Below are 14742 nucleotides of genomic sequence, written 5' to 3'. Positions count from 1 at the left end.
TGGTCATGAAAAAACTTTTCACAGTTGCACTAACAGCACTTATGGTGCTAGTGCTAGCAGCATGCGGCAGTGAGGGAGGTTCCTCTGCTTCTGGAGATGATGGAAGCGCTTCAGGTTCAGATTCAGGTTCTAAGGAATCAAAAACAATCAAAGCAGGAATTGGCCTTAACGACAAACACCCACAATATAAAGGTTTACTTAAGTTCAAAGAAATCGTTGAAAAGAAAACAGACGGCCAGATAAAAGTTGAAACATACCATAGTGGTCAGCTAGGCGATGACCGTACAATGACAGAGAACCTACAAACAGGATCTCAAGAGGTAACAATTCCATCTACAGCACCACTAGCAAACTTCGTTCCAGCATTTAGCGTATTTGATATTCCGTTCTTATTCCCGAATACGGAAGTAGCAGATAAAGTACTAGCTAGTGAAACAGGTCAAGGTCTACTTAAAAAGCTTGAAAGTCAAAACCTTGTAGGACTTGCTTATTGGGAAAATGGTTTCCGTGATGTAACAAACTCTAAGCGTGCAATCAAATCAATAGAAGACTTCGAAGGTCTTAAGCTACGTACGATGGAGAACGACTTACACTTAGACGCATTTAACAAACTTGGAGCCAACCCAACTCCAATGGCCTTCACTGAGCTATTTACAGCAATGCAACAAGGTACAGTAGATGGTCAGGAAAACCCATATGCAACAATCTATCTACAAAAGTTCTATGAAGTACAGAAGCACGTTTCTAATACACACCACATCTATAGCCCATTCGTATTCTTAATGAGCAAGAGCTTCTATGACAACCTTTCTGATGAAAACAAGAAGATTGTTGAAGAAGCAGCTGTTGAAGCTGGTAAGTATGAGAAGAAGCTAAACCGTGAAGCGAATGAGAAATACTTGAAGAAACTTCAAGAAGAAGGCATGACGTACACTGAAATTAGTGAAGAAAACCGTAAAGAAATGAAAGAAGCTGTTCAACCAGTTGTAGAAAAATACAAGAGCAAGATTGGTGAAGATGTTGTAGACAATATCTATAAAGAAGTTGAAAAAGCGAAGAAAGAAACAGAATAAGTACATTTAGAAGAAGAGGATAAGGTAGGGCTTTCTGCTCTACCTCCTTCCCTTTTTGAAAAGAAGAGGATTCATTATTACTGGCGCAATATGTCTAGAGTCAGCTCACAGCAAACTTTCTGCTACTACAGTTGATAGTTTGTACGTAGCTAACCGGACATTTACGCCTTTCTATAATCTATCAAACTATAAACTACTGCTAGATAAGCATGATCTGAGGTGAAACGATGAGATTACTAAAAACAATTGACCAACGTATAGAAGAAGCCCTATTAGTACTGTTCTCTTCAGTCATGGTTTCTGTTATTTTCCTACAGGTTGTCATGAGATTGTCTGGAAATTCCCTGTCATGGTCTGAAGAACTAGGTCGCTACTGCTTTATTTGGCTCGTCTACGTTGGAATCAGTTACGGTGTAAAAAAACAACGCCACTTAAAAGTCGATGTGATGTTACTTCTATTAAAAGACAGAGGAAAGCTCATATTATCTATTATTTCAAACTTACTATTCTTAACATTTGCTATTCTCGTTGTACGATATGGAACTTCAATTTCTCTACAACTTCTATCATTTGGTCAGCAATCTCCAGCTTTACATATCCCTATGGGTCTTGTTTATCTAGCGGCTCCAATTGGTTTAGGTTTGACAGCAATTCGACTACTCCAAAACATCTATAAGCAAATCCGGATGTTAATCGGTAAAGATGAGATTAATTTAAAAAATGATCGTGAAGAAATGCAAGACGTGAAAGGTGGGGATGAGTAATGACAGCAGGAATATTATTCGGAAGCTTTGCCCTCTTTTTACTCTTAAGTGTACCAATCGGGATTGCGCTCGGCTTGTCCACACTTGCAACGATCGTGTACACAGGAGCACTTCCGTTAAATTTTCTTATGAAGGAACTAGTAACAGCTATGGACTCCTTCCCAATTATGGCTGTTCCATTCTTTATCCTCGCTGGTGAAGTGATGGGTAAAGGTGGTATATCAGAACGATTATTTAATTTTGCAAACGCGTTAGTTGGTAACAAAACTGGCGGTTTCGCAATGGCAACAATCGTAACATGTATGTTCTTCGCTGCTATTTCTGGTTCAGGACCAGCAACTGTAGCGGCAATTGGCGGAATTATGATTCCTTCCATGGTACGTAAAGGATATGATAAAAAATTCGCAACCGCTGTTGTAGCAGCAGCAGGCTCAATCGGTGTTATTATCCCACCAAGTATTCCGATGGTTATTTACGGAGTTGTAGGTGGCGCATCTGTTGGCGACATGTTCGTTGCAGGTATTTTCCCTGGTGTATTAGTAGGTCTATCTCTTATGATTTGGGCGTACATCTATTCCAAAAAACATAATTATGGTGGAACAGGGGAGAAGACAACCCTATCCAATATCTTTAGCACATTTTGGGAAGCTAAATGGGCATTGATTATTCCTGTGATCATTTTAGGCGGAATTTATGGTGGTTACTTCACACCAACAGAAGCAGCTGTAATTGCTGTTGTGTATAGTTTAATCGCAGGACTATTCTTGTATGGTGAGCTAAAGTTCAAGCACATTCCAAAATTGTTAATTGATTCTTCATTAACCACAGCAACTATCTTGATTATTGTAGGAACAGCAACAGCATTCGGACGTTTACTTACAATCGAGCGTATTCCAGATCAAGTAGCGAACATGATGCTTTCTGTAAGTGATAGCCAAATTGTTATCATGTTAATGATTACCGTTTTATTATTAATTGTAGGTTGTTTCATGGATACACTAGCTGCCATTATTATCCTGACGCCAATTCTACTGCCAATTGCAACAAACATTGGCTACGACCCAATCCATTTCGGTATCATCATGGTCGTAAACCTGGCAATCGGATTCATTACACCACCACTAGGCGTAAATCTATTCGTCGGCTCAGGTATATCGGGCTTATCTATCGAACAACTTTCGAAGGCAATCTTGCCATTCTTTATAGCTATGTTAATTTCCTTAGCCATCATCATTTTCGCACCACCAGTCTCCATGTGGTTGGTGAGCCTAGGAGGATAACGTAATGAAGTAGGATTCTTTGCACACCTGTAGAGAATCCTCCTTCTTTTTTTATTATGGAAGTGGTGGAAATGCTGTAGCTTACGGGCAAGGCGTGAAAAGTAGCGGATATAGGTGGAGAAGTAGCGGATATAGGTGGAGAAGTAGCGGATATAGGTGGGAAAGCAGCGGATATAGGTGGGAAAATAGCGGATATCGTGGGAAAGCAGCGGATATCAGAAGGAACCCACGCATATCAGAGGAAAACCCACGCATATCAGAGGAAAACTCACGCATATCAGAGGAAAACTCACGCATATAGGTGGAAAACTCACGCATATCGAGGAAAAACCCACGCATATCGTGGAAGAACCCACGCATATCGTGGAAGAACCCACGCATATCGTGGAAGAACCCACGCATATCAGAGGAAAACTCACGCATATCGAGGAAAAACCCACGCATATCAGAGGGAAACCCACGCATATCGCGGAAGAACCCACGCATATCCAGGCCCCCCCCACCCTGCCCCCCTGCCTATATCAAGATCTCACTAAGGTCCTAATTAAGTCTTCTGAACTAAAGCTAATTAACACGCACATCCATAGCAAAATTCATATATTTTTCATCCTACAGTAAGCGATTCCAAAACATCTATTAAAGAGGTGAGCTCTATGAAACAGATTGACGTAGTAACCATGGGGGAGACAATGGTCCTTTTTACAGGGAATGAGTCTTTACCTATTCCATATGTACATCAATTCAAAAAGCAAATTGGGGGAGCGGAGTCTAATGTTGCGATTGGTCTTGCTCGGCTTGGGTATAAGTCGGGTTGGCTGAGTAAGCTTGGGGATGATCCGTTCGGCACATATATTCACCACTTTATTCGAGGTGAAGGAGTCGATACTACGCAGGTTCAGCTGACTAATCAAGCACCTACTGGTATCTTCTTCAAAGAATCATTGTCACCAGAAGACGTGCGTGTTCACTACTATCGTCATCAATCCGCAGCAAGCACTTTAACCAAGGAAGATGTAAGTGAAGACTACATAAAAGAAGCTCGCGTTTTACATCTTACTGGGATAACGCCTGCATTAAGTTCAACCTGTAAAGAGGCTGTTTTTCAGGCTATCACCTATGCGCAAAAGCACAGTATACCGATTGTATTTGATCCAAACATTCGCTATAAGCTTTGGAACGATCTAGATGAAGCAAAAAAAACCTTACTAGAAATGGCCACACATTCAGACATCATCCTTGCTGGCGAGGATGAGGGAGCTTTTCTCACAGGAGAAAAAGATGTCAGAGCTATGGCTATGAAACTGAAAACATCGGAAGCTCAGCATATCATCGTCAAAAAAGGAAAAGATGGTGCGTACATTTTATCTGATGGTGAATCATTTGTTGAAGGATTCCCGGTTGAGCAAGTAGTGGATCCAGTTGGTGCTGGAGATGGTTTTGCGGTAGGTGTGATCAGTGCTTACTTGGATGGACACACCATCCCTGAAGGAGTGAAGCGAGGGAATGCCATTGGTTCACTCGTTGTAAAAGTAAATGGCGATATTGAAGGATTGCCAACTAGACCTACATTGGAACAATTTTTATCCAATCAATCAAATCCTGGTCAAGATGTGAAAAGGTAATGGAGGAGGAACATGATGACAAAGCATAAGAAAATTTCTCAGTTAATCGATTCTGGTCTTATCGCCGTAATTCGGCAACCAAAGGAAGAAGACATCCACCATATTGCGGATGCTCTTATCAAAGGAGGCGTTGGTGCACTCGAAATTACCGTGGATACTCCTGGTGCATTTCGCATGATAGACGAGATCAAGCATACTTATGGTGATCAAGCGTTAGTAGGAGCTGGAACAGTTCTTGATGCAGCTACAGCGAAGCGAGCAATTGAAGCGCATGCTGACTTTGTGTTCTCTCCATCTTTTAATAAAGAAATGGTTGAACTAACGAACCGATATGGTGCTATTTCAATCCCAGGTGTTTTAACGCCAACGGAAATGGTGACAGCGTATGAGAGTGGGGCGGATCTTGTTAAAGTGTTCCCAGCCACTTCATTTGGGCCTGGGTACATTAAAGATCTTCAAGGGCCTCTAGGTCATATACCGATGATTCCAACAGGTGGGGTTACTGCCGAGAATGTTGGTACGTTTATGGAAAATGGTGCTGCTGCTGTAGGTGCTGGCGGATCACTTCTTGATAAAAAAGCTATTCAAGCTAAAGATTTCGATACGCTAACCAATAAAGCAATCCAATTCCGAGAAGCAATCAAAGGGGCAAGGAAGGAGAGCAAGTAACGATGAAGATAACCAATCTGGAAACATATGTAGTTCCTCCAAGATGGTGCTTTTTGAAAATCCAAACAGACGAAGGCATTACAGGCTGGGGAGAGCCAGTGGTAGAAGGCCGTGCTGAAACGGTGAAAGCTGCAGTCAATGAACTGAGTGATTATCTGATTGGAAGAAATCCTCTCCATATTGAGGACCATTGGAATGTTATGTATCGTTCTGGTTTTTACCGTGGAGGTCCAATTTTAATGAGTGCCATTGCCGGGATAGACCAGGCATTATGGGATATTAAAGGCAAATTTTATGATGCTCCCATCTATGAACTTATGGGTGGCGCATGTCGTGATTCGATTAAAGTGTACTCTTGGATAGGTGGCGACCGTCCTTCTGATGTAGGACAAGCTGCCAAGGATGTTGTCGACAGAGGGTTTACCGCCGTAAAAATGAATGGTACAGAAGAAATGCAATACATTGATTCATTTGAAAAAGTAGAGAAAGCAGTTTCTCGTATTGCGGGAATCCGTGAAGCGGTTGGCAATCATATTGGGGTTGGCATTGATTTTCATGGACGCGTTCATAAAGCAATGGCCAAAGTGCTCGTGAAAGAGTTAGAACCATATAAGCCTATGTTTATTGAAGAACCTGTTCTACCGGAACATAATGAAGCGTTGCGTGACATTGCGGCACACACGACGACACCGATTGCGACAGGGGAGCGCATGTATTCTCGTTGGGATTTCAAAGATACATTAGCTAATGGGTACGTCGATATTATCCAACCGGACCTCTCACACGCTGGCGGGATTACAGAATGCAAAAAAATCTTCACGATGGCAGAAGCTTATGACGTGGCTGTAGCGCCCCATTGTCCGCTTGGACCAATCGCGCTCGCAGCTTGCTTGCAGACGGATGCCACAAGTCATAATGCGTTTATTCAAGAGCAAAGTTTAGGAATTCACTACAATAAAGGTAGTGATTTACTTGATTACATTCAGGATAAATCTGTATTTGATTACAAGGATGGCTATGTAGCAATGCCTAAAGGACCAGGTCTTGGGATTGAGATTAATGAAGAGCATGTGAAGAAAATGGCTGACGAAGGGCACCGCTGGCGTAATCCTGTATGGAGACATAAGGACGGCACTATCGCCGAGTGGTAATGCCTGTTGAGTGTATTTATAGAAGTCGTTTTGCCAGTTCTACTTGTATTTTTAAGTGGATATGGCATACAAAAGTGGAAAAAGCTCGACATTAAATCAGTTTCAACCATTGCAATATATATTTTAACGCCATGCCTTGTCTTTGAAACATTCTATGATGCTGATTTGAATAGTGAATACGTTAGCATTGTAATTTTTTCTATTGGTTTATTGGTTTCCATCATTACCATTAATAAGGTGATGAAAAAGGTGAGTGGATACAATGAAGCCGAAGAAAGTGGGATGATTTTATCTACTGCTTTCATGAATTCTGGTAATTATGGTGCTCCGATTGTATTGTTTGCATTTGGAGAAGAGGGATTTGCATACTCTATATCCTTTCTTGTCCTGCAAGCGATCATCATGAACTTTTTCGGTGTGTACTATGCAGCCCGAGGTCAGTCTGGAATGAAGCTAGCTTTTCAATCAGTTATGAAAATGCCCGCAACCTATGCAGCGATTATTTCCTTGCTATTAAATGTAACAAACGTGACAATGCCAGAGAATATACTCTCCGCAATTAAGCTCATTGCGGATGGAGCAATTCCTGGTGTTATGATTGTACTAGGCATGCAGTTAGCTGATATTTCGATCAAGTCGATGGAATGGGGAAAGATTACGAAAGCATCTGCCATTCGGTTACTAGCATCACCATTAATCGCTTTCGGTCTCGTGATGATACTACCGATGGGCGATTTACTTGGAAAAGTACTTATTTTATCTGCGGCGATGCCATCTGCTGCTACAACAACGATGTATGCTGTTGAATTTGATTCTCGACCAGAACTGGTCTCAAGCATTACCCTGGTAACAACGCTTGCCAGTATTATTACCATTACTGCTTTATTAACATTCATGGCGTAAAAGAGGAGAGATAGGATGAAGTTTAAGGTAGTTGTTACAGACTATGAATACGATACGCTCCAACCTGAGCGAGAGGTGATTGAACGTGCGGGTGGAGAGCTTGTAGCTTATCAATGTAAAACAGAAGAAGAGGTCATTGAAGCTTGTAGGGATGCCGATGGAATTCTAACTCAATACTCACAGATTACTGCATCTGTCATTGAGGAGATGGAGCGGTGTAAAGTCATTGCGCGGTATGGAATAGGCTACGATTCAGTGGATGTGAGAGCAGCTACAGAAAAAGGTATTTCCGTTTGCAATGTAACGGATTATTGTTTAGACGAGGTGGCTGATCATACGTTGGCGTTACTATTATCTTCCGCAAGAAAAGTAGCGGAGCAAAATCAACAGGTTAAGAACGGAAACTGGAACTTTAACTGGGCCAAGCCTATTTCACGTTTACAGGGAAAAGTGCTCGGTTTAATAGGCTTTGGCAACATTGCCAGAACAGTAGCTGAGAAAGCCAAAGTATTCGGACTTGAAATCGTTACTTTCGATCCGTTCCTAACAGATGAAGATGCGATTCGCGCCGGTGTTACGTCAGTAGAGTGGGAAGAACTGTTCCAACAAGCAGATTTTCTAAGCGTTCATGTTCCATTGAATGAGCAAACTAGGGGTCTTGTGGGAGGAGCTGAATTCTCATTTATGAAGCCTAGCGCTACATTAATTAATACTGCACGTGGTCCGATTGTGGACGAGGAAGCTTTAGTAGAAGCCTTAAAAAACAATGCCATTGCAGGAGCTGCATTAGATGTGCTGGAAACAGAACCTATTTCAGCAGATCACCCTATGCTGGAAATGGATCAGGTGCTACTAACACCACACATTGCTTGGTACTCCGAAGAATCTGAAAAAGAATTGAAAACGAAAGCTGCGCAAAATGTAGCAGATGTTTTACAAGGAAAGCAAGCAACCTATGTGGTGAACCAGGTATAACTGGTCTGATTTTTGGGATTAAAATGATTACTTTAAAGCTTCCAAAATAATTTAATATCCATAAGGAGGAACTAATCATGAGCGAACTTTCCAAGGTAATTACAGTAAACATCGATGAGACTCAAACCATTATTGAGCTAAGTAACAAAATCCAACGTTTTGATTCTGAAATCTTTTTGAAGAAATACGTAGATGGCAGTATGATTGAAGTGAATTTGAAAAGCTTTTTAGGATTAATTAATTTAAGGCTAACAAATGGAGACGAAATTACAGTCCGCTGTATTGGTGATGATAGCGAAGAGGCTCTAAATGAGGTAAGAGAGTGGTTAACTTAATACATGGATAATTATAATAAGTGCGGAACTTTTGGTTTCGCACTTATTTACTTTGCTTATAACAATAACAGATAGTGAAAAAGAAGTTTATAAATTAACCAAGAGAAAGTCTGAAGCCTGTAAAAAAACAGCTTAAGGCTTTTTATTTATAATCATTTAGGAAATTATAAAATTCAATGCTTGTGTATAACTTAAAAAGTGAAATGGTCACGTCCAGCTCCAACGCCAGCGACTAGTGTGCTTCTCTCAACTCTGTACGTTAAGTCAACATCGAATTACTAAGTTCTTCGTGTTTCCTTTATCTCCTAAGGTTCAGTCCAGTACATACGTCGCAAAACGGGCGCTTGCACTTTTGTTGTTTGTTCTCCCTAGCAATTCATTGTTTGGTTCTTTGCAATCGGGGAAGGTTTTCCTAACCAATACCCTTGTCCAACCGAACACCCTCTTTTTATTAGCCACATGGCCTGTTCTCTAGTCTCGATTCCTTCAGCTATGATGGAACACCCCATACTTTCCCCCATACGGATAACCGTTTCAACGAGTTCCTCATTCGATTGTTGGATAAATGATCGATCAATTTTAAGAACGTCAATGTTCAAATCACTCAAGAGGGCAAGATTCGAGTAACCTGTACCAAAATCATCGATAGATATATGGATACCCATGTTCTTTAAATCTTGAACAATTGATTGCGTCCTTTCTTTATCCTTCATGACAGATTCTGTGATTTCAAATTCAAAAAAGGAAGGTTCGATTTCATACTGTCTGAAAATTCCCTTAATCTTTGAAAGAAACATCGGGTCCTCAAACTGGCGAGGGGAGATGTTAATTGCAACTTGTTTCTGACTTTGTTTCATATCTCGACAAGCCTGATGAAGCACCCATTCACCTAAACCAAAAATTACGTCTGTCTCCTCTGCAATCGTAATGAATTCACCTGGAGAAATCCAACCTTCTGTTTCATGACGCCAACGAATTAAGGCCTCATAACCTACGACTTCCATGGTTACAAGGTTAACTTTTGGTTGATAATGAAGTTCGAAATCTTCTTCCGTGAGCGCTTTACGTAGTTCTCGTTCAATATAAGCTGTTCGGCTCGTCTTTTCATCTAAAAATGTATCATACAAACGATACCCACAGCGCCCATGTTCTTTTGCTGCATACATAGCGGTATCAGCCATGCGTAGCAACTGTTCTGACGTTTCCGCATGATCAGGAAATAAACTAATTCCAATACTTGGAGTTGTGTACACCTCACATCCATCAATTTGAATCGGCTCAGAACACGCTGCAATCATATCTTGTGCCATGGAGACAGCTTGCTCCTCATCCCCGTTTTCAACTAGCACGATAAATTCATCACCTCCATACCTGTAAAGCTTTGCCTCATCTCCCAAAAAGGACTTTAGTATAAATGAAATCGAGTTGAGTACTCGATCTCCAAAGCGATGTCCAAGTGTGTCATTAATAGTCTTGAACCGATCCAAATCTAAAAACAGCAAAGAGAGCGGTTTATGATAGGGGCGGTCACTCATAGTATTGTCAAGATCAGTATTCATGGCATGACGATTCCCCAGGCCTGTAAGTTGGTCATGGAAGGCTAGATATTGAATATGATGTTTCGATTCAATTTGCTCAGTTATATCATATCGAATAGACACGTATTCATATGGCTTACCTTCCGAATCAAGAATTGGGACAATCGTTGCATCCATCCAGAATATACAACCTTCTTTCCCTTGATTTCGAATTAACCCCTTCCAGGAGTTTCCTGATTGAATTGTCTCCCACATTTCTTTAAAAAAGGATGAACTATGAAAACCTGAATTAATCAACTTATGAGTTTTTCCAATTACCTCAGAGGAAGAGTATCCAGATATTTGTACGAACTTCTCATTGACATATGTTATTGTTCCTGAGGCATCTGTCATGGTGACAATTGCTGCTTCATCAATGGCAGACTGAACCGACTGAAGCTTTTTCTGAGTCTCGACCTCTGTTGTGACATCAATCGTCACGCCGATGATTTTTTCCAGCGCTCCTTTTCTATTGTAAACTGGATTTCCTGTATTCTGAATCCATTTAATACTGCCATTTCGATGATAAATGCGATAGCGGGCAGTTCGTTGCTCTCCATTCAACGTTTCTATTTCAAATTCATCAGCAATCGCCTGGTCAGATGGGTGGACCTGCTTAAGCCACAAATTTGGATCAGATTCAAACGCTTCTCGAGGAAATCCGTACACCGCTTCGCATCCTTCTGAAATGAACGAACGATCTCCGTTCCATTCGTAAGTCCAAAGCATTGTCTGGCTGTGATCGAAAAGGTCCCGGACTATCCCAGCATAATATCGGGATCTATCATAATGGAGACCTAAATAATAGACCCCAATTAAAAGAAGGATGGATATTGCCCACTCTAACGGGCTAACTCCCACTCCATGGATGTAATCGGTAGTATAAAAATAAGCTTTTATTAGAAAAATCAATCCTACCGATGTTAAACGTCCTGTTCGCTTCATAAGGAGCCCCTCCTGTATCATTTAAGTTTATTATATCATCTGGGATATAGTTGAAATGTTACCGTTTTTCGACAAAAGTACAATCAGAATTATAGAATATTTTTGCCCAACAGAGCTTTGTAAAAGATACTATTTAAGGACATTAAAACCAAACCAAGAACTATGTGATACTCTCTTAGCTAACCATTAAAAATGAAAATTTTCAAAAAACTTTTGTCGAAACTGTTGCAAAACAGATAGGGCGCGAGTAAACTGTAGTATAACAAATAAATAATATTTAAACTGTTATATAAAAGGAGGGTGAAACGTATGACACAAATTAAAATGTCAGCTCATGCATGTCCTGAGTGTGGGGAGAAGATGGATAGTAACAGTCAAAAGTACATGATGGAATGTGAACGTTGTCTATCTAAGCAAGAAGAGTAAAAAATTTTGCAATAACTGTTATATAATAGTATTGTTTATGTAGTTTTTGTTTTATAACAAAGGGAGTGGTTCAAAAAGATGAAGACAGATCGGAGTAGCATTCAAATTAATGGTTCAATGGAAGAAGGATTTGATGAAATTCTGACGGATGAAGCTTTAGATTTCATTGAAAAGCTTCATCATAAGTTTGAGGAGCGTAGACAACAGCTTTTGGAAAGACGCACCCATATCCAACATCGATTAGAAGAGGGAAAGAAGCCCACTTTTTTACCTGAAACTACTGATATCCGAGAGGGCGCTTGGACGATTGCCCCTTTACCGGATGATTTGCAGGATCGACGGGTGGAGATTACAGGACCTGTGGACCGGAAAATGATTATCAATGCGCTGAATTCAGGAGCTAGCGTGTTTATGGCTGATTTTGAGGACTCTAATTCCCCAACTTGGTCTAACACGATTCAAGGACAAATTAATTTGCGAGATGCCATTCGACGGACGATTTACTTTGAAAATGATAGAGGAAAAGTGTATCAATTAGGTGAAAATCCTGCAGTTTTAATGGTTCGACCAAGAGGATGGCATTTGGATGAAAAGCACGTGACCATCAATGGTACTCCAGTATCAGCTGGCATCATCGATTTCGGTTTGTATTTCTTCCATAATGCAAAGGAGCTTATCGCGCGTGACTCAGGTCCTTATTTTTACCTTCCAAAAATGGAAAATCATCTTGAAGCACGTTTGTGGAATGACATGTTTGTATTCGCACAACAAGAGCTCGGTATTCCGAACGGAACAATTAAAGCAACTGTACTAATTGAGACCATTTTGGCTAGCTTTGAAATGGATGAAATCTTATATGAACTCAAAGACCATTCGGCTGGATTAAATTGCGGTCGCTGGGACTACATCTTTAGTTACTTGAAGAAGTTCCGCCACGATCCTAATGTGATTTTACCTGACCGAGCGCAAGTGACAATGGAAGTTCCATTTATGCGAGCGTATTCGTTGCTTGTCATTCAAACGTGCCACAAACGTAATGCGCCAGCAATTGGTGGTATGGCAGCTCAAATACCTATTAAAAATAATCCAGAAGCAAACGCGCTTGCTTTCCAGAAAGTGAAGGCTGATAAGGAGCGTGAGGTGAATGATGGACATGACGGGACATGGGTCGCCCACCCGGGCATGGTTTTGACCGCTAAGGAAGTGTTTGATAAGGGAATGCCTTCTCCGAATCAAATCGCCAACAAAAGAGAAGATGTGGAGGTTACAGCTGAAGATTTATTGGAAGTACCAATAGGAGACATAACAGAACAAGGATTACGGACTAATATTAATGTTGGCATACAGTATATTGCTTCCTGGTTCATGGGTAGAGGGGCTGCTCCTATAAATAACTTGATGGAAGATGCGGCGACAGCAGAAATATCAAGAGCTCAAGTATGGCAGTGGATTCGTCATCCTAAAGGGAAGTTAACCGATAATCGAAAGGTAACATTGGAGCTTGTAGAGGAAATAAAGCAGGAAGAACTGGAGAAAATTGCTCAACTAGTTGGCTATGAAACTTACCGAAACAACCGTTATGAAGCAGCAGCAGCTCTGTTTACTAAACTTATTCGAGAAGATGAGTTTGCGGAATTTTTAACAATACCGGCTTATGAACAATTGTAAGCGAGCTAATATGAAGGAGGAATTGGTGTGAAGCAAGAACGTGTAGAGAAATTGAAGCAGCATTGGAAGCAGGAGGAGCGTTGGAAAGGGATTACCCGTCCATATGAAGCAGAGGATGTTATACGGTTAAGAGGTTCAATCGATATTGAACATACATTAGCCAAAACAGGTTCTGAGAAGCTATGGAAACTTCTCCATACAGAAGATTATGTGCATGCACTTGGGGCACTAACAGGGAATCAGGCTATGCAACAAGTGAAGGCTGGCTTAAAGGCGATCTATTTAAGTGGATGGCAAGTTGCGGCAGATGCGAACTTATCTGGTCATATGTATCCTGATCAAAGTCTTTATCCTGCCAATAGTGTTCCGCAGGTTGTTAAACGAATCAACCAAGCGCTTCAACGTGCTGATCAAATTCATTACATGGAAGGCAAGACAGATACCGATTGGTTCGCTCCGATTGTAGCGGATGCAGAAGCGGGATTTGGAGGGCAATTAAATGTATTTGAGCTAATGAAAAGTATGATTGAAGCTGGAGCATCTGGAGTCCATTTTGAAGATCAGCTATCCTCTGAGAAAAAATGTGGTCATTTAGGTGGAAAAGTCTTGTTACCGACGCAAGTTGCTGTGAAAAATTTAATCTCTGCGCGTTTTGCGGCCGATGTAATGGGTACACCAACTGTATTAATTGCGAGAACGGACGCAAATGCAGCTGATCTTATCACGAGTGATGTTGACCCTTATGACGCTACATTTATGACAGGGGAGCGCACACCAGAAGGATTTTATAAGACAAAAGCAGGAATCGACCAGGCCATTTCCAGGGGTCTAGCTTACGCTCCGTATGCTGATTTGATTTGGTGTGAGACGTCTGAACCGAATCTTCAGGAGGCGCAACAATTTGCTGATGCCATCCATGAAAAATTCCCAGGTAAGCTGTTGGCTTATAACTGCTCTCCATCTTTTAATTGGGAAAAGAAGCTTAACCAACAAACGATCGCCACCTTCCAGCAACAACTTGCTGAAATGGGATACAAATTTCAATTCGTAACACTTGCCGGTTTCCACGCCCTAAACCACGGCATGTTCGAATTGGCTAGAAAGTATAAAGACGAGGGAATGAAAGCTTACTCAGCTCTTCAACAAGCCGAGTTTGCTAGTGAAGAATATGGGTACTCGGCAACCAGACACCAACGTGAAGTTGGAACAGGTTATTTTGATGAAGTGGCTCAAGTAGTATCAGGAGGGACATCTTCAACTACTGCATTGAAAGGGTCTACCGAATCGGAGCAGTTTACCGATCAGCAGGTTCATTCCTAACAGGGGGGGCAAGTCGGTACGGTATAGAGATGGA

Annotated in this window: 14 protein-coding genes; 12 read left to right on the top strand and 2 right to left on the bottom strand. The window is 41.2% G+C overall.

Annotated elements, in window-relative coordinates; all coding sequences use genetic code 11:
* Positions 1-5: 5 nt before the first annotated feature.
* The 3 genes from N782_RS09680 (at position 6) to N782_RS09670 (ending at position 3117) form a co-directional block, all read left to right on the top strand.
* Positions 6-1073: a TRAP transporter substrate-binding protein gene (locus tag N782_RS09680; RefSeq protein WP_036818988.1), complete on the top strand. Its 1068-nt coding sequence runs from the start codon at positions 6-8 to the stop codon at positions 1071-1073.
* A 227-nt stretch (positions 1074-1300) separates the two neighbouring features.
* Positions 1301-1837 carry a TRAP transporter small permease gene (locus N782_RS09675; protein WP_036818986.1) on the top strand — a complete coding sequence of 179 codons (537 nt, stop codon included), beginning with the start codon at positions 1301-1303 and terminating at the stop codon, positions 1835-1837.
* Positions 1837-3117: a TRAP transporter large permease gene (locus tag N782_RS09670; RefSeq protein ID WP_036818983.1), complete on the top strand. Its 1281-nt coding sequence runs from the start codon at positions 1837-1839 to the stop codon at positions 3115-3117. The genes N782_RS09675 and N782_RS09670 overlap by 1 nt, the downstream gene beginning before the upstream one ends.
* A gap of 81 nt (positions 3118-3198) precedes the next feature.
* Here N782_RS09670 and N782_RS09665 read toward each other — a convergent pair whose 3' ends face one another.
* The gene (locus tag N782_RS09665) at positions 3199-3603 is read right to left on the bottom strand and encodes a hypothetical protein (protein ID WP_036818981.1); all 405 of its coding nucleotides are present in this window, start codon (positions 3601-3603) and stop codon (positions 3199-3201) included.
* A gap of 167 nt (positions 3604-3770) precedes the next feature.
* Here N782_RS09665 and N782_RS09660 point away from each other — a divergent pair, with 167 nt between their 5' ends.
* From N782_RS09660 to N782_RS09635, 6 genes are all read left to right on the top strand, one after another.
* Positions 3771-4739: a sugar kinase gene (locus tag N782_RS09660; RefSeq protein ID WP_036818979.1), complete on the top strand. Its 969-nt coding sequence runs from the start codon at positions 3771-3773 to the stop codon at positions 4737-4739.
* A gap of 15 nt (positions 4740-4754) precedes the next feature.
* Complete coding sequence (locus N782_RS09655; RefSeq protein WP_036818977.1) at positions 4755-5408, top strand: bifunctional 4-hydroxy-2-oxoglutarate aldolase/2-dehydro-3-deoxy-phosphogluconate aldolase; 654 nt, start codon at positions 4755-4757, stop codon at positions 5406-5408.
* A gap of 2 nt (positions 5409-5410) precedes the next feature.
* Complete coding sequence (gene dgoD, locus N782_RS09650) at positions 5411-6559, top strand: galactonate dehydratase (protein ID WP_036818975.1); 1149 nt, start codon at positions 5411-5413, stop codon at positions 6557-6559.
* A 6-nt stretch (positions 6560-6565) separates the two neighbouring features.
* Entirely contained in the window at positions 6566-7462 is an 897-nt protein-coding gene (locus N782_RS09645; protein ID WP_036818972.1) for an AEC family transporter, read from the top strand.
* Positions 7463-7477: 15 nt separating this feature from the next.
* Positions 7478-8437 carry a C-terminal binding protein gene (locus N782_RS09640; RefSeq protein WP_036818969.1) on the top strand — a complete coding sequence of 320 codons (960 nt, stop codon included), beginning with the start codon at positions 7478-7480 and terminating at the stop codon, positions 8435-8437.
* A gap of 77 nt (positions 8438-8514) precedes the next feature.
* Positions 8515-8772 (top strand): HPr family phosphocarrier protein, encoded by a 258-nt coding sequence (locus N782_RS09635; RefSeq protein WP_036818965.1) that lies wholly within the window; start codon positions 8515-8517, stop codon positions 8770-8772.
* A gap of 368 nt (positions 8773-9140) precedes the next feature.
* Here the strand turns inward: N782_RS09635 and N782_RS09630 are convergent, their stop codons facing one another.
* On the bottom strand, positions 9141-11294 hold the full coding sequence (locus N782_RS09630) for a sensor domain-containing protein (protein ID WP_052111271.1): 2154 nt from the start codon (positions 11292-11294) through the stop codon (positions 9141-9143).
* A 309-nt stretch (positions 11295-11603) separates the two neighbouring features.
* Between N782_RS09630 and N782_RS21280 the strand changes: the two genes are divergently transcribed.
* The 3 genes from N782_RS21280 (at position 11604) to aceA (ending at position 14708) form a co-directional block, all read left to right on the top strand.
* On the top strand, positions 11604-11720 hold the full coding sequence (locus N782_RS21280) for a YhfH family protein (protein WP_152600751.1): 117 nt from the start codon (positions 11604-11606) through the stop codon (positions 11718-11720).
* 117 nt (positions 11721-11837) lie between these two features.
* Positions 11838-13388, top strand: a complete 1551-nt coding sequence (aceB, locus tag N782_RS09625) for a malate synthase A (RefSeq protein WP_237582637.1) — start codon at positions 11838-11840, stop codon at positions 13386-13388.
* Positions 13389-13415: 27 nt separating this feature from the next.
* On the top strand, positions 13416-14708 hold the full coding sequence (gene aceA / locus N782_RS09620; RefSeq protein WP_036818961.1) for an isocitrate lyase: 1293 nt from the start codon (positions 13416-13418) through the stop codon (positions 14706-14708).
* Positions 14709-14742: the final 34 nt, after the last annotated feature.

It is taken from the genome of Pontibacillus yanchengensis Y32, from assembly GCF_000770635.1.
GTDB lineage: Bacteria > Bacillota > Bacilli > Bacillales > BH030062 > Pontibacillus > Pontibacillus yanchengensis.
This window is presented reverse-complemented; position numbering and strand designations above follow the sequence as displayed.

What these genes read in the sequence shown, in the direction of transcription:
- N782_RS09665 (WP_036818981.1), bottom strand. Translation starts at nt 3,603, where the DNA reads ATGCGTGGGTTCTTCCGCGATATGCGTGGGTTTCCCTCTGATATGCGT.
- N782_RS09660 (WP_036818979.1), top strand. Translation starts at nt 3,771, where the DNA reads ATGAAACAGATTGACGTAGTAACCATGGGGGAGACAATGGTCCTTTTT.
- N782_RS09630 (WP_052111271.1), bottom strand. Translation starts at nt 11,294, where the DNA reads ATGAAGCGAACAGGACGTTTAACATCGGTAGGATTGATTTTTCTAATA.
- dgoD (WP_036818975.1), top strand. Translation starts at nt 5,411, where the DNA reads ATGAAGATAACCAATCTGGAAACATATGTAGTTCCTCCAAGATGGTGC.
- N782_RS21280 (WP_152600751.1), top strand. Translation starts at nt 11,604, where the DNA reads ATGACACAAATTAAAATGTCAGCTCATGCATGTCCTGAGTGTGGGGAG.
- N782_RS09635 (WP_036818965.1), top strand. Translation starts at nt 8,515, where the DNA reads ATGAGCGAACTTTCCAAGGTAATTACAGTAAACATCGATGAGACTCAA.
- aceB (WP_237582637.1), top strand. Translation starts at nt 11,838, where the DNA reads ATGGAAGAAGGATTTGATGAAATTCTGACGGATGAAGCTTTAGATTTC.
- N782_RS09670 (WP_036818983.1), top strand. Translation starts at nt 1,837, where the DNA reads ATGACAGCAGGAATATTATTCGGAAGCTTTGCCCTCTTTTTACTCTTA.
- N782_RS09655 (WP_036818977.1), top strand. Translation starts at nt 4,755, where the DNA reads ATGACAAAGCATAAGAAAATTTCTCAGTTAATCGATTCTGGTCTTATC.
- N782_RS09640 (WP_036818969.1), top strand. Translation starts at nt 7,478, where the DNA reads ATGAAGTTTAAGGTAGTTGTTACAGACTATGAATACGATACGCTCCAA.
- N782_RS09680 (WP_036818988.1), top strand. Translation starts at nt 6, where the DNA reads ATGAAAAAACTTTTCACAGTTGCACTAACAGCACTTATGGTGCTAGTG.
- N782_RS09675 (WP_036818986.1), top strand. Translation starts at nt 1,301, where the DNA reads ATGAGATTACTAAAAACAATTGACCAACGTATAGAAGAAGCCCTATTA.